14 protein-coding genes and 1 other RNA gene are annotated in these 16,752 nt (G+C 62.9%); 10 read left to right on the top strand and 5 right to left on the bottom strand.

What is annotated here, in order from left to right:
- Positions 1-199: 199 nt before the first annotated feature.
- Positions 200-805, bottom strand: a complete 606-nt coding sequence (locus BN2476_RS31255) for a DUF2059 domain-containing protein (RefSeq protein WP_087738056.1) — start codon at positions 803-805, stop codon at positions 200-202.
- A gap of 116 nt (positions 806-921) precedes the next feature.
- On the bottom strand, positions 922-3,549 hold the full coding sequence (gyrA, locus tag BN2476_RS31250; protein WP_087738055.1) for a DNA gyrase subunit A: 2,628 nt from the start codon (positions 3,547-3,549) through the stop codon (positions 922-924).
- 502 nt (positions 3,550-4,051) lie between these two features.
- Here gyrA and ompA point away from each other — a divergent pair.
- From ompA to BN2476_RS31220, 6 genes are all read left to right on the top strand, one after another.
- The gene (ompA, locus tag BN2476_RS31245) at positions 4,052-4,699 is read left to right on the top strand and encodes an outer membrane protein OmpA (RefSeq protein WP_087738054.1); all 648 of its coding nucleotides are present in this window, start codon (positions 4,052-4,054) and stop codon (positions 4,697-4,699) included.
- A gap of 238 nt (positions 4,700-4,937) precedes the next feature.
- Positions 4,938-5,636: a bifunctional 2-polyprenyl-6-hydroxyphenol methylase/3-demethylubiquinol 3-O-methyltransferase UbiG gene (ubiG, locus tag BN2476_RS31240; RefSeq protein ID WP_087738053.1), complete on the top strand. Its 699-nt coding sequence runs from the start codon at positions 4,938-4,940 to the stop codon at positions 5,634-5,636.
- Positions 5,637-5,671: 35 nt separating this feature from the next.
- A complete protein-coding gene (locus tag BN2476_RS31235; RefSeq protein ID WP_087738052.1) occupies positions 5,672-6,385 on the top strand; it encodes an HAD family hydrolase in 714 nt (237 codons plus the stop codon).
- A 114-nt stretch (positions 6,386-6,499) separates the two neighbouring features.
- Positions 6,500-6,868: a transfer-messenger RNA gene (ssrA, locus tag BN2476_RS31230) on the top strand.
- Positions 6,869-7,140: 272 nt separating this feature from the next.
- The gene (locus tag BN2476_RS31225; protein ID WP_438942915.1) at positions 7,141-7,368 is read left to right on the top strand and encodes a PAAR domain-containing protein; all 228 of its coding nucleotides are present in this window, start codon (positions 7,141-7,143) and stop codon (positions 7,366-7,368) included.
- Positions 7,369-7,568: 200 nt separating this feature from the next.
- A complete protein-coding gene (locus BN2476_RS31220; RefSeq protein ID WP_087738050.1) occupies positions 7,569-7,928 on the top strand; it encodes a COG4315 family predicted lipoprotein in 360 nt (119 codons plus the stop codon).
- Positions 7,929-7,993: 65 nt separating this feature from the next.
- Here BN2476_RS31220 and BN2476_RS31215 read toward each other — a convergent pair whose 3' ends face one another.
- Positions 7,994-8,260, bottom strand: coding sequence for a hypothetical protein (locus BN2476_RS31215; RefSeq protein WP_087738049.1), 267 nt, complete (start codon positions 8,258-8,260; stop codon positions 7,994-7,996).
- A 153-nt stretch (positions 8,261-8,413) separates the two neighbouring features.
- Positions 8,414-9,484, bottom strand: coding sequence for a substrate-binding domain-containing protein (locus BN2476_RS31210; RefSeq protein WP_087738048.1), 1,071 nt, complete (start codon positions 9,482-9,484; stop codon positions 8,414-8,416).
- 92 nt (positions 9,485-9,576) lie between these two features.
- Here BN2476_RS31210 and BN2476_RS31205 point away from each other — a divergent pair, with 92 nt between their 5' ends.
- From BN2476_RS31205 to BN2476_RS31190, 4 genes are read left to right on the top strand one after another with little or no spacing between them, the layout of a single operon-like run.
- Complete coding sequence (locus tag BN2476_RS31205; protein ID WP_438942914.1) at positions 9,577-10,122, top strand: NAD(P)H-dependent oxidoreductase subunit E; 546 nt, start codon at positions 9,577-9,579, stop codon at positions 10,120-10,122.
- Positions 10,119-11,675 carry a formate dehydrogenase beta subunit gene (locus BN2476_RS31200; protein WP_087738046.1) on the top strand — a complete coding sequence of 519 codons (1,557 nt, stop codon included), beginning with the start codon at positions 10,119-10,121 and terminating at the stop codon, positions 11,673-11,675. The genes BN2476_RS31205 and BN2476_RS31200 overlap by 4 nt, the downstream gene beginning before the upstream one ends.
- 13 nt (positions 11,676-11,688) lie before the next feature.
- Positions 11,689-14,631, top strand: a complete 2,943-nt coding sequence (gene fdhF / locus BN2476_RS31195) for a formate dehydrogenase subunit alpha (protein ID WP_087738045.1) — start codon at positions 11,689-11,691, stop codon at positions 14,629-14,631.
- Positions 14,632-14,640: 9 nt separating this feature from the next.
- On the top strand, positions 14,641-14,895 hold the full coding sequence (locus BN2476_RS31190) for a formate dehydrogenase subunit delta (RefSeq protein WP_087738044.1): 255 nt from the start codon (positions 14,641-14,643) through the stop codon (positions 14,893-14,895).
- Positions 14,896-14,974: 79 nt separating this feature from the next.
- Here the strand turns inward: BN2476_RS31190 and BN2476_RS31185 are convergent, their stop codons facing one another.
- On the bottom strand, positions 14,975-16,696 hold the full coding sequence (locus tag BN2476_RS31185; RefSeq protein ID WP_087738043.1) for an FAD-dependent monooxygenase: 1,722 nt from the start codon (positions 16,694-16,696) through the stop codon (positions 14,975-14,977).
- Positions 16,697-16,752 lie beyond the last annotated feature (56 nt).

Here is a 16,752-nt window from a genome sequence, read left to right as displayed (position 1 = left end):
AAAGGCAGGCGCACGGCATAGAAAAGAACCGGAAACCGCGCCTGAAAGAAAATGGCCGTCTGCGCGCAAGCGCAAACGGCCATTATCGCATTGACGCTCAAAACCCGCCAAACGCGGCGATTCAAGGGAATTCAACAAACTCCTTCAACCGCCGCCTGTGTCACGCGCTTCGAACGTCGTTCAGCCTCGTTCGACCTGCTTACTTCGCCGGCTTGACGGAAGCGACTTCCTTGTCGGCCTGGTCGCGCGTCGCCTTGATCGATTGCGGCATGTACTTCTGCATCAGACCGTTCACCACGTCGCGGCCAACCTGGTCTTGAACCTGGATGAACTTGCGGCCCGTCGGGCTCTTGTAGAACGTCGTCAGGTCCTTGATTTCCTGCACGCTGTAGTACTTCGCGTAGGCGTCGTACTGAGCTTGCATCGCGTCCTGCTTGAACGCGTCCGTTGCGAAGACCTGGCCTGCCGAGTCAACCAGCTTCGGCACGGCGTTCTTCTGCAGCGACGGGACGGAAGCCTGCTTTTGCTTGTCCGTCATCGTCTTGTTTTCCGACAGCGCGTCCGACAGGATTGCCGGAACCAGTTGCTTGGCCTGCATCTGCGCGCTGTTGCCGATCGCGCCAACCAGCTTCTGCGCGTCGATTGCATCCAGCAGATCCTTGATGGCGGCTTGCTTCGCGGGGTCGACCGGGCCAGCGGCAGCCGGGGCAGCCGGAGCCGGCTGCTGGTTTTGCAGCGCTTGCGCCATCGCCAGGGTCGGCACGAAAGCGGCCAGAACCATCAACTGCTTGAATCGTTTTTGCATCACTACTCCCTAAGAGAAATTAACCTAACTGGTTTGCCGCGCAGGCGGCGCATCGACCCGATGCGCCTATGAGGCCCGCGCGATCACACGCATGACTTGAGAAGCTTCGGTGCGGATCAGGACGCTTCGCCGTTGGTGTCGTCTGCTTCGTCGGCGGAAGTGTCGGTGTCGCCGTCCACGTCAGCTTCCGCTTCGGCAATCTGTTGCAGACCGGAAAGCTTGGTGCCTTCATCAAGGCTGATGAGTGTAACACCTTGCGTTGCACGGCCCATTTCTCGAATTTCCGACACTCGCGTACGAATCAGCACACCCGTGTTGGTGATCAGCATGATCTGCGATTCCGGATCGGCCAGCGTCGCGGCGACCACCTTGCCGTTGCGCTCGGATGTCTGGATCGCGATCATGCCCTTCGTACCGCGGCCGTGGCGCGTGTACTCCGTAATCGGCGTGCGCTTGCCGTAGCCGTTTTCCGTTGCCGTCAGCACCGACTGCTGCTCGTCGCCAGCGACGAGCAGTGCGATCACCTGCTGGCCGTCTTCGAGTTGCATGCCGCGCACGCCGCGCGCCTCGCGGCCCATCGGACGAACGTCGTTTTCGTCGAACCGGACTGCCTTGCCCGAATCCGAGAACAGCATCACGTCGTGTTCGCCGTCGGTGATCGCCGCGCCGATCAGGTAGTCGCCGTCATCCAGACCGACCGCGATGATGCCCTTCTTCAGCGGACGGCTGAACTGCTCGAGCGGCGTCTTCTTGACGGTGCCGAGCGCCGTCGCCATGAAAACGAACTTGTCCGCCGAAAATTCCTTGACGGGCAGAACCACCGTGATCTTCTCGCCTTCCTGCAGCGGGAACATGTTGACGATCGGACGGCCGCGCGAGTTGCGCGAGCCCTGCGGCACTTCGTAGACCTTCAGCCAGTAGACGCGGCCGCGATTCGAGAAGCACAGGATGTGATCGTGCGTGTTCGCGATGAAGAGCGTGTCGATCCAGTCGTCGTCCTTCATCTGCGTCGCCTGTTTGCCGCGACCTCCGCGCTTCTGGGCGCGATATTCGGACAACGGCTGCGATTTCACATAGCCGGCGTGCGACATCGTCACGACCATGTCCTGTGGCGTGATCAGGTCTTCGGTGTTCAGCTCCGTCGCGTTCATTTCGATCTTCGAGCGGCGCTCATCGCCGAATTCGCTCTTGATCGACGTGAGTTCGTCGAAGATGATCGCAGTTATGCGCTCGGGGCGTGCCAGGATGTCCAGCAGGTCGGCAATCTGCGCCATCACGTCGCGGTACTCGCCGATGATCTTGTCCTGCTCCAGGCCCGTCAGGCGTTGCAGGCGCATCTGGAGAATTTCCTGAGCCTGCGTGTCCGACAGCCGGTAGAGTCCGTCGGCCTGCATGCCGTACGCGGGGTTCAGCCCTTCCGGACGGTACGCCGCGCCGCCGCCGGACGACGCGGCGTCGGATTCCGCGCGCTGCAGCATGTCGCGCACGATCGTCGAATCCCACGTGCGGTCCATCAACTCCTGCTTCGCGATCGGCGGCGTGGGCGCGGCCTTGATGATCGCAATGAACTCGTCGATGTTGGCAAGCGCGACGGCGAGGCCTTCGAGCACGTGACCGCGTTCGCGCGCCTTGCGCAGCTCGTACACGGTACGCCGCGTCAGCACCTCGCGACGATGCGACAGGAAATGCGTGAGCATTTCCTTCAGGTTCAGCAGCTTCGGCTGGCCGTCGACCAGCGCGACCATGTTCATGCCGAACGTGTCCTGGAGTTGCGTCGCCTTATAAAGATTGTTGAGAATGACCTCAGGCACTTCGCCGCGCTTCAACTCGATCACGACGCGCATGCCGCTCTTGTCGGATTCGTCGCGAATGTCCGAAATGCCTTCGAGCTTTTTCTCATTCACCAGCTCTGCGATTCGCTCGAGCAGCGAACGCTTGTTCACCTGATACGGCAACTCGTCGACGATGATCGCCATGCGCTGACCGCGGTCGATCTCTTCGAAGTGCGTCGCGGCGCGCATCACCACGCGCCCACGGCCCGTGCGATAGCCGTCGCGCACGCCGGCGACGCCGTAGATGATGCCGGCTGTCGGGAAATCCGGCGCGGGCACGATTTCGATCAGCTCGTCGATCGTCGCTTCCGAATTCTTCAGAAGATGATGGCAGGCGTCGACGATTTCGCTCAGATTGTGCGGCGGAATGTTCGTCGCCATACCCACGGCAATGCCCGACGAGCCGTTGATCAGCAGATTGGGAATGCGCGAGGGCAGAATGGACGGCTCGTTCTCGCTGCCGTCGTAGTTCGGCTGGAAGTCGACCGTTTCCTTGTCGATGTCGGCGAGCAGTTCATGGCCGATCTTCGCCATGCGGATTTCGGTGTAACGCATCGCCGCGGCGTTGTCGCCGTCGACTGACCCGAAATTGCCTTGTCCATCGACGAGCATATAGCGCAGCGAAAAATCCTGCGCCATGCGCACGATCGTGTCGTATACAGCCGAGTCGCCGTGCGGGTGGTATTTACCGATCACGTCGCCGACGATACGCGCCGATTTCTTGTATGCCCGATTCCAGTCGTTGTTCAGCTCGTGCATCGCGTAGAGCACGCGCCGGTGAACCGGCTTCAGACCATCGCGGACATCGGGAAGCGCGCGCCCTACGATCACGCTCATCGCGTACTCGATATACGAGCGGCGCATTTCCTCCTCTAGGGAGATTGGTAGAGTCTCTTTGGCGAATTGATCCATTTTCCGTATCGTTTACGCGCGAAGACGATGAGGGACACGCGTTTTTCGCCTCACCGCTTGGGCCTACCCCTATGCGTCTGCGAGCGCAGCGCATCACGCGATTCTAACATGCGGCGCAACCGCTCCCGACGACGTGCGTATACCTATTAGTGGGACACGCGAAAACAGCACCTGGAAGCGCCTCGCGCGCGCCATGGCCGGGCCCGGAAAATGCTCGCCGGCAAGCCGCGCCGAACCGCCTCTGGCGGGCTCCAGGCGAACTTGGCACCTTTTGTTGCGCATGCACCACATTCGACCGGGCGTATCTGTAGGGGGAGGATTTTTTTATCGTCGGAAGGGAACGATATGGCAAAATGCGAACGCACAAAGTTAGACACTGCTCGAAGTCTACACACAGCGTCTTTTGTTCCGCACCGATGTTATACTTCGAGCAATGTATGACTGGTCTTCGTCAACAGGCTCGCAGTAAACCTGCGGTAATCTCAATTTCGAGAGGAGAAATATGAATAAACTTTCAAAGCTCGCGTTCATTGCAGCTACCGCAGTTATGGCTGCATCCGCTTCGGCACAGTCGGTGCCGGCGTCGCGACAAGCCACGAACGACAACTGGGTGAACGGCACCGGCGAATACGTGTGGATGAACGGCACGAACGAGCTTTGCTGGCGCGATGCGTTCTGGACGCCGGCAACGGCTAACGCAAAGTGCGATGGCGCACTGGTCGCACAAGCACCGACCCCGCCGGCTCCGCCGCCGGCAGCTCCGGCAATCACCAGCCAGAAGATCACGTATCAAGCTGACGCCCTGTTCGACTTCGACAAGGCAATCCTGAAGCCGGCTGGCAAGGAAAAGCTGGATGACCTGGCATCGAAGATTCAAGGCCTGAACCTGGAAGTCGTCGTGGCCACGGGCTACACCGACCGCATCGGTTCGGACAAGTACAACGACCGTCTGTCGCTGCGTCGTGCACAAGCTGTCAAGGCATACCTGGTCAGCAAGGGCATCGAAGCCAACCGCGTCTACACGGAAGGCAAGGGCAAGCGCAACCCGGTCACGACGGGCTGCAACCAGAAGAACCGCAAGCAACTCATCGCCTGCCTCGCACCGGATCGTCGCGTGGAAGTCGAAGTTGTCGGTACTTCGAAGCAGTAAGCTACAAATTACCGCAGTGTCAAAGCCCCGCTTCAGCGGGGCTTTTTTTATGCCTTTATGTCATTTGGTGCGAGTGCCAACGGGCACCCGGCCAGGCACCCGGTCACATGGAGATGCAGATGCAACCGCAGCGCGAAGCCGTGCCGCGCCTGCCGCTTTTGCCGCCCTGTTCGCGGCCCTATATACTCAGGGTTTCTCCGATCCACCCTGCTTTTCAGCCTTCGAGGCCGCATCTGTCATGACCAACGCCGATCCCCACGAACTGCAGAAATTCAGCGATCTCGCGCATCGGTGGTGGGACCCGAACGCCGAATTCAAACCTCTTCACGAACTGAATCCGGTGCGGCTCAACTGGATCGACTCGCATGCGCATCTGGCAAGCAAGCGTGTGCTCGACATCGGCTGCGGCGGCGGCATTCTGTCCGAGTCGATGGCCACGTTGGGCGCCGATGTGAAGGGAATCGACCTTTCCAACGAAGCGCTGGGCGTCGCGGACCTTCACAGCCTTGAAAGTGGTGTAACGGTAAATTACGAAGAAATCGCCGCCGAGGCGCTTGCGGCCCGCGAACCGGCGTCATTCGACGTCGTGACATGCATGGAAATGCTCGAGCACGTGCCCGATCCATCCAAGGTCGTCGAGGCCTGCAAGACGCTGGTCAAACCTGGTGGCTGGGTGTTCTTTTCGACGCTCAACCGTAACGTCAAATCGTATCTCCTGGCCGTAATCGGCGCGGAGTACCTCGCACGCATGCTGCCGAAGGGCACGCATGACTACGCCCGCTTCATCCGTCCGTCGGAGCTCGCGGGCTTCGCGCGCGTGGCGGGCCTGCGAACGGCCGACATCAAGGGCATCACGTACAACCCGCTCACCCGCCACTTCGGGCTATCGAGCGATACCGACGTCAACTACATGCTCGCGTGCCGCCGCGACGCCTGAGCCACCCGCCTTTTTCGCACCCTGCGCCTACATCAATGAGCGATCCCACGCCCCTGCCACAACGAGAAGACGAAGACGCGTCGATCGGTCTCTGCCAAGGCATCCTTTTTGATCTCGACGGCACGCTCGCGGACACCGCGCCCGACCTCGCCGCCGCCGTCAACAAGATGCGCCACGAGCGCGGCCTCGAGATGGTGCCGCTCGAGCAGTTGCGGCCGCTCGCGTCCGCCGGCGCGCGCGGGCTGCTGGGCGGCGCATTCGGCATCGGCCCCGAGCATCACGACTACTCGTCGATGCGCGAAGAGTTCCTTGCGAACTACGAAGCCGATCTGTGCATCGAGACGACACTGTTTCCCGGCATCGGCGACATACTCGACGAACTCGATGCGCGCGGCGTGCTCTGGGGCATCGTGACGAACAAGGTCGCGCGGCTGACCGAGCCGCTCGTCGCACAACTGGGGCTGGATATGCGCGCCGGATGCGTCGTCAGCGGCGACACCACGCCGCACTCGAAGCCGCACCCCGCGCCGCTGCTGCACGCCGCAAAGGAGCTGGACTTGCCGCCTGAGCGGGTCGTGTATGTCGGCGACGACTTGCGCGACGTTCAGGCAGGCTTTGCCGCCGGAATGGTGACGGTGGCCGCGGCGTACGGCTATTGCGGCAACGACATTCCGCCGACTCAATGGCACGCGAGGCATGTGGTGAACTCGCCCGGCGAATTGCTGGAATTGCTGCGCTACATCAGTTGACCCGCCCATGCGCGACGGACCCCGAGCCTGCGTCACACGAACGTTCGCCGTGACTCACGGGAGCCGGTGTTGTAAAATGATATTTGAGCCACATATGTGGCTCATTCCTTCTGTGGGGGCGACCTGGTTTCGACAGGGGTTGCGAAGCGGCTAGGGCATGTCGAGGACCCGTCACCTCGTTAATCAATGGGAAAAACGTAACTGCAAACGACGATACGTTCGCACTGGCAGCCTAAGGCCGCCGTCCTCTGCCTGGCTCACTGACGGGTCAGAGTCGCAAGACCGGTAGCAATACCGCCAGAGGTCATATACGTCAGTTAAGCCTTGGTGGCGTCACGACGCCAAGGTCGAAAATCCAGTGAATCGCCGTAGCGCAGCGTGTTCGTCCGCGTCGCTGCGGTTAAATCAAAAGACAGAACTAAACATGTAGAACTGGTCGTGGAGGACTTCTGGACGCGGGTTCGATTCCCGCCGCCTCCACCATATATTTTCCGGCAGCGTCTACGCTGCCCCGAAACCCGCGATAGCCTTGGCTGCGCGGGTTTTTGTTTGCGTCTTGCTATGCGCGGCAGGCGCCTTAAGGCAAGCCAAACACCGTCCGCCCCTTTTTTCAACCTTTTCTGATAGCCAGCTTCACGTGGCATAGCGTGAAATCGCGGGACGCCGATCCGTTCCAACGGTCCGCGACAATCGCGCAGTAGAACTAACCACCTCACACAATAGAAACGGACATGAGAGACATAGACGACCGCCCGATGGCCCGCCTCGGCGACACCACCAGTCACGGCGGAACGATCGTCGAGGCAGCGTTGGATCTGACAGACGAAGGCGTCCGCGTCGCACTCGACGGCCATCTGGTCGCGTGTTCTCGCTGCGGCGGCAAGTATCCGATCATCGCCAGCGGTAGACGTCGGCACGACGGTCTGCGTGTGGCCTACCTCGGCGACATCACCACATGCGGCGCGACGCTGATCCGAACCTGATCGGCTGCCGATCTGACGCGCGGGCTATGCATCGTCTCCGCAGATGACAACCGCAAGACGAACAATATTCGGCTGCCGTCCCACGACGCATGGAATATCGCGGCTCGCAAACCGTTTAACCCATGCGCACGCAATTACAGCGTACGCATGCCGATCGATTGCATAAACTCCATATACAACGTCAGAACAGGAGCCGCATCATGCGCAAGACTCTCCTTCTCATCGCCGCTCTCGCCGTTCAGCAGACTGCCTTCGCTGCGCCGCCGAAAACCATGGACGGACGTCTCGTCGATGAACAAGGCAGAACGCTCTACACCTTCGACAAGGACACGACACCCGGAAAAAGTGCCTGTACGGGTGGCTGCACGACGTACTGGCCCGCAGCCGCCGCCGACTCGGCCGACAAGCCCTCGGGCGAATGGACCGTGATCGACGGCGGGGATGGCAAGAAGCAATGGGCGTACAAAGGAAAGCCGCTCTACCGCTTTGCCAAGGACGAAAAGCCCGGCGACATGAAGGGCGACGGCTTCAAGGACATGTGGCACACGGCAAAGCCGTAGTCACACAGATTTTCCGCCAGCACGCAACGCGCGGCAAAAACGGCCGCAGCCGAAACCCTGAATGGTTACTGATCCTCGGGGCACTTGAGGTTGCAGCCGTTCGGATCGCCGTTGTCGCCGCGCTTGCGCAGCTTCGTAGGCTTGTCGCTCTGGAACTTCTTCGACGGAGCCGACGCGCCGAACGGCATCTGCGGATGCTCGTTCAGACGGAACCCCTCACTCAGGATGCCGCCCGGCACGCCGGGCGAATTCTGCGCGAATGCAACAGACATAGTGGCAAACAACGTGCCGGCGGTGAGCGCGGCCGCACAAGCGGGAACAAGATATTTCATGTCGATTCGGTGCGGCACGAGCGCCGCGCAAATGAGGCGGAATAACGAAAGCGTAAAGATTAGCGCAAAGCGCGCAGCGACGCAGCCTCTACGGCTTTACGCGTTATTACCGTCGCTTACCCGCGCCGAAAGCCGTTCTCTTCATGCGCCACCCTACCCCGCGAGACCTTCGTTCAGTTCGAGCAGCCTGCCGCAATCGATGGGATCGTAGCCCTCCAGATGCGCGACGCTTTGCCGGAACGTGTCGCCGCCCAGCACGGTCATGACCGTCGTGAGCGGCTCGCGCTCGAGCCGCGCGCGATCGCACGCAAAGTAATAGTCCTCGTCGACAATCGGAATGAAATCGAGCCCGAAGTGATGCGCGGCCGGCTCGACGCCGAACCCGACATCTGCCATTCCGCTCGCGACGAACGCCGCGATCGCCGAATGCGTCAGTTCCGTCGACGCATAGCCGTTGATCCGGTCCGGATCGACCCCCACGCGCCGCAGCGCCAGATCGATCAGCATGCGCGTGCCCGAACCGTGCTGCCGGTTGACGAAGCGAATGTCGTCGCGCGCGAGGTCGGTCAATCCTTCAATGCGTTTCGGATTGCCCTTCGCGAGAAAGAGCCCCTGCTTGCGTCGCGTCAGATGCACGAGCACGTGACGTTGCGGATCGAGCCACTGGCGATACTTGTCCGCGCACACCGCGCGAAACTCGCCGCGCGGCAGGTGAAAGCCCGCCAGATCGCACTCGCCGCGCGCAAGCGCCGTGATCGCTTCGGCGCTATCGCGATACTTGATATCGAGCGGCACGTCGTCGGCGACGAGCGCCGTCACGAGCGCGGCCACCGCGTAACCATGCGACGCATGGATGCGCACATCATCGGCAGGCGGCGCGAGCCAGCGGTTCAGATCGCTTGCGACTTCGCTCGCCAGAGCCTGCATGTTGCCGTCCAGACGCTCGCCGCAAAGTCGTTGCGCGCGCAACACTGCCTGCCCCAATTCCGATAGCGCAGAGCCGCGCCCGCGCTCCTTTTCGATCAGCGCGCCGCCCAGTTGCGTCTCGATTGCGCGCAGCAAACCCCACGCATGACGGTAGGACAAACCCTTAAGCGCAGCGGCCTGCGCAATGCTCCCCGTCTGGTCGACGAGCGCGAGCAACGGCACAGCGTCAGTCAGGCTGGACGTTCCGCCGTTGCTGTCCCGCACAATCAGCTGGGCCTGGCATTCGATTCGAATCATATATGCAGTTTGAGTTCCTATTGCGAAAGCCGGTACACCCGCCTATCGTTCGCATTGATATATCACACAAGCCAAGCATAGATGCACGGCTTATGAATAACAAGTGCATATATAGCTCTTGGAGGAGCCCCACTGTGGATCGTTCGACCGCCATAGCACCAGATGATCTCGTGCGACGTCACGCACAACCCGGCATGTCGCTGGTTGCTGTACTACATGCCATTCAGGATGACGTCGGCTTCGTGCCGCCCGCGACCGTCGCGCCGCTCGCGCGGACGATGAACCTCTCGCGTGCGGAAGTCCACGGCGTGATTACCTATTACCACCACTTTCGCCAGTCGCCCGCTGCACCCGTCACGGTGCAGCTGTGCCGCGCGGAAGCGTGCCGCAGCATGGGCACGGAAGCGCTCGCGCAGCACATCGAAGCGCGCACGGGCTGCCGCTTCGACGCGCGCAAGCACGACGCACACGATCACGCATGCGATGACGCCGTCGGTCTCGAATCGGTCTACTGCCTCGGTCAATGCGCGCTGTCTCCGGCGATGATGATCAACGGCGAGCTGCACGCGAAAGTGACGCCGCAGAAGTTCGACGCGCTGCTCGCAGCCGCAATGAAACGCGTGGAGGAAACGGTATGACGCGCATCTACGTTCCCCGCGACTCGTCGGCACTGGCGCTCGGCGCGGATGCCATCGCCCGGGCCATCGCCGATGAAGCGCAAGCACGCGGCATCGAAATCGAACTCGTGCGCAACGGCACGCGCGGCTTGCTGTATCTCGAACCGCTCATCGAGGTGGCAACGACTGAAGGCCGCGTCGGCTACGCCAATGTCGAAGCCGACGATGTGAAATCGCTGTTCGACGCGGGCTTTGTCGAAGGCAAGGCGCACGCGAAGCATGTCGGCCTCGTCGAAGAGATTCCTTATCTGAAGAAGCAGCAGCGCCTGACGTTCGCGCGCATCGGCATCACCGATCCGCTTTCGACGGACGACTACATCGCGAACGGCGGCATCGTCGGCCTGTACAACGCGCTCGCGATGAACGGCGACGCGGCCGTCGAAGCGCTCGTCGAATCGGGCCTGCGTGGCCGCGGCGGCGCGGCGTTCCCGGCGGGCATCAAGTGGCGCACGGTGCGCGCCGCGAAGGCCGACCAGAAGTACATCGTCTGCAACGCGGACGAAGGCGACTCGGGCACGTTCTCCGATCGCCTCGTGATGGAAAGCGATCCGTTCGTGCTGATCGAAGGGATGATCATCGCGGGCATCGTGACGGGAGCGACGGTCGGCCATATCTATGTGCGCAGCGAGTATCCGCATTCGATCGCGACGCTCGAAGAAGCCATCGTCAAGGCACGCGCAGCCGGCTGGCTCGGCGACAGCGTGCTCGGCTCGGCGCATCGCTTCGAGCTGTTCGTCGCGAAGGGCGCGGGCGCCTATGTGTGCGGCGAGGAAACGGCGCTGCTCGAATCGCTTGAAGGCAAGCGCGGCATTGTGCGCGCGAAGCCGCCGCTGCCGGCAATCGAAGGACTGTTCGGCAAGCCGACCGTGATCAACAACGTGATCACGCTCGCGACCGTGCCCATCATCTTCGCGAAGGGCGCGGCGTACTACAAGGACTTCGGCATGGGCCGCTCGCGCGGCACGCTGCCGTTCCAGATCGCGGGCAACGTGAAGCGCGGCGGTCTCGTCGAGCTCGCGTTCGGCTGCACGCTGCGCGAGCTGATGTTCGACTACGGCGGCGGCACGGCGAGCGGCCGTCCGGCGCGCGCGGTGCAGGTCGGCGGTCCGCTCGGCACCTATCTGCCCGAAAGCCAGTGGGACATCCCGCTCGACTACGAGGAATACGCGAAGGTCGGCGCCGTGGTCGGTCACGGCGGTCTCGTGATTCACGACGACACGTCGAATCTCGCCGAACTCGCGCAATACGCGATGCACTTCTGCGCGCTCGAATCGTGCGGCAAGTGCACGCCGTGCCGGATCGGCTCGACGCGCGGCGTCGAAGTGATCCAGCGCATCCGCAACGGCGATACGTCGACGAAGCAAGTCCAGCTGCTGCGCGATCTGTGCGACACGATGGTGTCCGGTTCGCTGTGCGCGATGGGCGGCATGACGCCGTTCCCGGTTGTCTCCGCCCTCGACCATTTCCCCGAAGACTTCGGTCTCGGAACCGCGACGCCGAAACAGGCGGCGTAACAGGGAGCCCAACATGTCTGATCCGATTACCTTCAAGTCCGGCGGCTGCGGCTCCGGCAACTGTGCCTGCAAGGCCGGCGCGCTGCGCAACGAGCGCGGCCCGTTCGACGATACCGACTACGGCACGCCGCTGCGCCACTCCGACGTCGACGTGACGCTCGAAATCGACGGCGAGGCGATCACGGTGCCCGCGGGCACGTCGGTGATGCGTGCCGCCGCCGAAGCGGGCGTCAACATCCCGAAGCTGTGCGCGACCGATTCTCTCGAACCGTTCGGCTCGTGCCGCCTGTGCCTCGTCGAAATCGAAGGGCGGCGCGGCTATCCCGCGTCGTGCACGACGCCTGTCGAAGCGGGCATGAAGGTGCGCACGCAGACGGACCGTCTGCAGGACCTGCGCCGCAACGTGATGGAGCTGTACATCTCCGATCACCCGCTCGACTGCCTCACCTGCCCCGCCAACGGCAACTGCGAGCTGCAGGACATGGCGGGCGTGACGGGCCTGCGCGAAGTGCGCTACGGCTTCGACGGCGCGAATCACCTGAAGGACCAGAAGGACGAGTCGAATCCGTACTTCACGTACGACCCGTCGAAGTGCATCGTCTGCAACCGCTGCGTGCGCGCGTGCGAAGAAACGCAAGGCACGTTCGCGCTGACCATCACCGGACGCGGCTTCGAATCGCGCGTCGCCGCGAGCGAGAGCCAGCCGTTCATGGAATCCGAGTGCGTGTCGTGCGGCGCGTGCGTCGCGGCATGTCCGACGGCGACGCTGCAAGAGAAGAGCATCGTGATGATGGGCCAGGCCGAGCACTCCGTCGTGACGACGTGCGCGTACTGCGGCGTCGGCTGCTCGTTCAAGGCCGAGATGAAGGGCAACCAGGTCGTGCGGATGGTGCCGCACAAGAACGGCCAGGCGAACGAAGGCCATGCGTGCGTGAAGGGACGCTTCGCATGGGGCTACGCGACGCACAAGGACCGCATCAAGAAGCCGATGATCCGCGCGAAGATCACCGATCCGTGGCGCGAAGTCAGCTGGGCAGAAGCACTGAACTACGCGGCGTCGGAGTTCCGCCGCATCCAGCAGAAGTACGGCCGCGATTCGATTGGCGGCATCACGTCGTCGCGCTGCACGAACGAAGAAACGTATCTGGTGCAGAAGCTCGTGCGCGCCGCGTTCGGCAACAACAACGTCGACACCTGCGCGCGCGTGTGCCACTCGCCAACGGGCTACGGCCTGAAGACGACGCTCGGCGAATCGGCGGGCACGCAGACGTTCGCGTCCGTCGACAAGTCCGACGTCATCATCGTGATCGGCGCGAATCCGACCGACGGCCACCCGGTGTTCGGCTCGCGTCTGAAGCGCCGCGTGCGTCAGGGCGCGAAGCTGATCGTCATTGACCCGCGCCGCATCGATATCGTCGATACCGCGCACGTGAAGGCCACGCACCATCTGCAACTGCGTCCGGGCACGAACGTCGCGATCGTCACGTCGCTTGCGCACGTGATCGTCACGGAAGGCCTGCTGAACGAGAAGTTCATCGCCGAGCGCTGCGAGACGCGCGCGTTCCAGCAATGGCGCGATTTCGTCGCGCTGCCGGAGAACTCGCCGGAGATGATGGAAAGCGTGACGGGCGTGCCGGCGAAGGACGTGCGCGAAGCCGCGCGTCTCTATGCGACGGGCGGCAACGCGGCGATCTACTACGGCCTCGGCGTGACGGAACACGCGCAAGGCTCGACGACCGTGATGGGCATCGCGAACCTCGCGATGGCGACGGGCAACATCGGCCGCGAAGGCGTCGGCGTGAACCCGCTGCGCGGCCAGAACAACGTGCAGGGCTCGTGCGACATGGGCTCGTTCCCGCACGAGCTGCCGGGCTATCGCCATATCAGCGATACGATCACCCGCTCGCTGTTCGAAGGCGCATGGGGCGTGACGCTGCGGCCGGAACCGGGCCTGCGCATTCCGAACATGTTCGACGCCGCGATTCACGGCACCTTCAAGGGCCTGTATTGCCAGGGCGAAGACATCGTCCAGTCCGATCCGAACACGCAGCATGTGGGCGCGGCGCTGGAGTCGATGGAATGCATCGTCGTACAGGACATCTTCCTGAACGAGACCGCGAAGTACGCACACGTGCTGCTGCCGGGCTCGACGTTCCTCGAAAAGGACGGCACGTTCACGAACGCCGAGCGCCGCATCTCGCGCGTACGCAAGGTGATGCCGCCCCTCGCCGGCTACTCCGACTGGGAAGTGACGATCCTGCTCTCTCGCGCGCTCGGCTACGACATGGACTACACGCATCCTTCGCAGATCATGGATGAGATCGCGCGCCTCACGCCGACTTTCCACGGCGTGTCGTTCGAGAAGCTCGACAAGCTGGGCAGCATCCAGTGGCCATGCAACGAACACGCGCCGGAAGGCACGCCGACGATGCACATCGACGAGTTCGTGCGCGGCAAGGGCAAGTTCGTGATCACGCGGTACGTCGCGTCGCCGGAAAAGGTCACGCAGAAGTTCCCGCTGATCCTGACGACGGGCCGCATCCTGTCGCAGTACAACGTCGGCGCGCAGACGCGCCGCACGGACAACTCGCGCTGGCACGAGGAGGACCGCCTGGAGATCCATCCGCAAGACGCAGAGGACCGCGGCATCAAGGATGGCGACTGGGTCGGCATCGAATCGCGCGCGGGCTACACCGTGCTGCGCGCGAAAGTGGCCGACCGGATGCAGCCGGGCGTCGTCTATACGACGTTTCACTTCCCCGAATCGGGCGCGAACGTGATCACGACGGAAAGCTCCGACTGGGCGACCAACTGCCCCGAGTACAAGGTGACGGCCGTGCAGGTGCTGCCCGTCGAGCAACCGTCGCAATGGCAGAAGGACTACTCGCGCTTCAACAACGAACAGCTCGAGCATCTGCGCAACCGCGAGCTGGCGGCCACCACGTCAGGCAAGTGAGGCAACACAATGGATGAACATAACCTGGTCGACATGGCAAACCGGATCGGCGACTTCTTCGAGTCGATGCCGGATCGCGAAGAGGCGATCGACAACATCGCGGATCATATCCGCCGCTTCTGGGAACCGCGGATGCGTCGCGCGCTGCTGGCCACGCTTCACACAAAGCCCGAAGGCGTGGAGCTCGAGTTGCATGAGATGGTCCGCGAGGCGCTCGTCCGGCATCGCGAGGATCTGACGCCGAAGGAGGCAGCGGCGGCGTAGCACGCTTTCATTTCACGCAGAAACAACAGCACCTGGCGTTCGCATCGTGCACGATGCGAACGCCTTTTTTATGGGCGCGTCACTGCGCCGGCGACGGCGGCTCGGGCAGCGCGCTCTTCGCGAACCACGCTTCGCAATGGCGCAGCAGTCCGTTCAGATCGGAGCCCGGGCGGCCGCGTGCGCAGACGTAGCCGTCGGGCCGCACCAGATAGAACGAAGGCCGCGTGCGTCCGAACGATTCGCTGAGCGACGGGCCGCCGCCCTCGCCGTTCGCATCCGACACTCGCCAGATCCGCACCGCGCCCGGCAGCAGGTCTTCGACGGCCGCGACGAATCGGTCCAGATCGGCGGCACGCACAGGCTTGCGATGCAGCGGGAGCAGCTTGCCGTTGCTCGATGCCGAGTCTTCAGGCGGATCGACGAGCAGAAAAAGCGAAAAGAACGCGGGGTCGTGCAGATCGAAAATGCAGCCGACGCCGGGCGCGCGTCCCAACGGTCCGTCGACGACATGCACGAGCGCATCGGGCGCGCGCTCGCCCGCGCGCGGACCGCCGTCGAGCACGCGCTCGAGCGTCAGCGGACTGCGCCGGTATTGAATCGAAAGCTCGCTGACGGTAAGCCGCGCGGCATCGCGCAACGGTCCGAGCGCGGCCAGCACGGGCATCACGCGATCGCGCAGCAGCTTCATCGGACCATGATCCGCTTCCGCCATATGCGTGACGAAGGTCGTCTGACGCAGCACGTCGCGCTCGATGGGATGACGCTCGATGTGATAGGTGTCGAGCAGACGGTCGGGTGCGTCGCCCTTCAGCACGCGCGCGAGCTTCCAGCCCAGGTTGAACGCTTCCTGGATGCCCGTGTTCATCCCCTGCGCGCCCGCCGGACTGTGCACGTGCGCAGAATCGCCGGCGAGAAACACGCGCTGTACGCGTAACTGCTCGACCATGCGGCTATTCAGGTGAAAGTAGCTCGACCACGACAGTGCCGTCAGCGCGATGGGGTGATGAATGCGGCTCTTCGCGATCTGCCGGCACTCGTCGAGCGTCGGCGCGGGGATCGACGAGAGCGGCGCCGGGTTGCCGCTCGCCGATGCAGTCGACGGCATCGCGGGATGATCGGCGATCAACCGATGCCGGCCCTTGCCCATCGGAAACAGCCCGGCAAGCCCCGCGCCCGACGCGAAGATGTGGAACTCGTCGTCGGACCAGCCTGTGTCGACCTCCGCGTCGGCGAGCAGAAAGGTCTGCTCGAACGTCTTGCCCGCGAAGCTCATGCCGAGCCGATGACGGATCGCGCTGTGCGCACCGTCGGCGGCGATCATGTACGACGGATGAAGCGTCTCGATGTGGCCGTCCGCGCGATGCAACGTCGCGTTGATGCCCGCCGAGCCCTGCGCGAACATCGTCAGTTCGACGCCGCGTTCGACGTGCACGCCGAGCGTTGCGAGGTGTTCTGTCAGCAGGCGTTCCGTGATCGATTGATCGAGGAACAGCAGATACGGATAACGCGTTTGCAGCGGATCGAAATCGAGCCGCGCAAGACGCTGCCCATTTGAATAGAGATTCGCGGCACGCGCGCGATGGCCGAGATCGAGAAACGGTTCGACGAGGCGATGCTGCTCCAGCAGTTCGAGTGTGCGTGCCTGAATGCCGATCGCGCGCGAATGGGGATCGGGTTGCGGCGCCTTGTCGATGAGCCGCACGGGCACGCGCGCGCGTGCAAGGCTCATGGCCGCCGCGAGTCCCGTCGGCCCCGCACCGACAATCAGCACGGGCGGCACGTCGAAGGAAGCACCCGTCATGCAGACCTCCGCTGTCGGACATGCTTAGGGTCTTATGCAAACAGATCCTAGTGTAC

It is taken from the genome of Paraburkholderia piptadeniae (genome assembly GCF_900007165.1).
Classification (GTDB): Bacteria; Pseudomonadota; Gammaproteobacteria; order Burkholderiales; family Burkholderiaceae; genus Paraburkholderia; species Paraburkholderia piptadeniae.
Note: the sequence above shows the minus strand (reverse complement) of the source record. Positions and strands in the feature narration are given on the sequence as shown.

Bases quoted from the DNA above. Each gene is read 5' to 3' on its own strand.
- BN2476_RS31215 (WP_087738049.1), bottom strand. From the start codon at position 8,260: ATGAAATATCTTGTTCCCGCTTGTGCGGCCGCGCTCACCGCCGGCACG.
- BN2476_RS31255 (WP_087738056.1), bottom strand. From the start codon at position 805: ATGCAAAAACGATTCAAGCAGTTGATGGTTCTGGCCGCTTTCGTGCCG.
- BN2476_RS31200 (WP_087738046.1), top strand. From the start codon at position 10,119: ATGACGCGCATCTACGTTCCCCGCGACTCGTCGGCACTGGCGCTCGGC.
- BN2476_RS31190 (WP_087738044.1), top strand. From the start codon at position 14,641: ATGGATGAACATAACCTGGTCGACATGGCAAACCGGATCGGCGACTTC.
- gyrA (WP_087738055.1), bottom strand. From the start codon at position 3,549: ATGGATCAATTCGCCAAAGAGACTCTACCAATCTCCCTAGAGGAGGAA.
- ubiG (WP_087738053.1), top strand. From the start codon at position 4,938: ATGACCAACGCCGATCCCCACGAACTGCAGAAATTCAGCGATCTCGCG.
- BN2476_RS31235 (WP_087738052.1), top strand. From the start codon at position 5,672: ATGAGCGATCCCACGCCCCTGCCACAACGAGAAGACGAAGACGCGTCG.
- BN2476_RS31205 (WP_438942914.1), top strand. From the start codon at position 9,577: ATGAATAACAAGTGCATATATAGCTCTTGGAGGAGCCCCACTGTGGAT.
- fdhF (WP_087738045.1), top strand. From the start codon at position 11,689: ATGTCTGATCCGATTACCTTCAAGTCCGGCGGCTGCGGCTCCGGCAAC.
- BN2476_RS31185 (WP_087738043.1), bottom strand. From the start codon at position 16,696: ATGACGGGTGCTTCCTTCGACGTGCCGCCCGTGCTGATTGTCGGTGCG.
- BN2476_RS31225 (WP_438942915.1), top strand. From the start codon at position 7,141: ATGGCCCGCCTCGGCGACACCACCAGTCACGGCGGAACGATCGTCGAG.
- ompA (WP_087738054.1), top strand. From the start codon at position 4,052: ATGAATAAACTTTCAAAGCTCGCGTTCATTGCAGCTACCGCAGTTATG.
- BN2476_RS31210 (WP_087738048.1), bottom strand. From the start codon at position 9,484: ATGATTCGAATCGAATGCCAGGCCCAGCTGATTGTGCGGGACAGCAAC.
- BN2476_RS31220 (WP_087738050.1), top strand. From the start codon at position 7,569: ATGCGCAAGACTCTCCTTCTCATCGCCGCTCTCGCCGTTCAGCAGACT.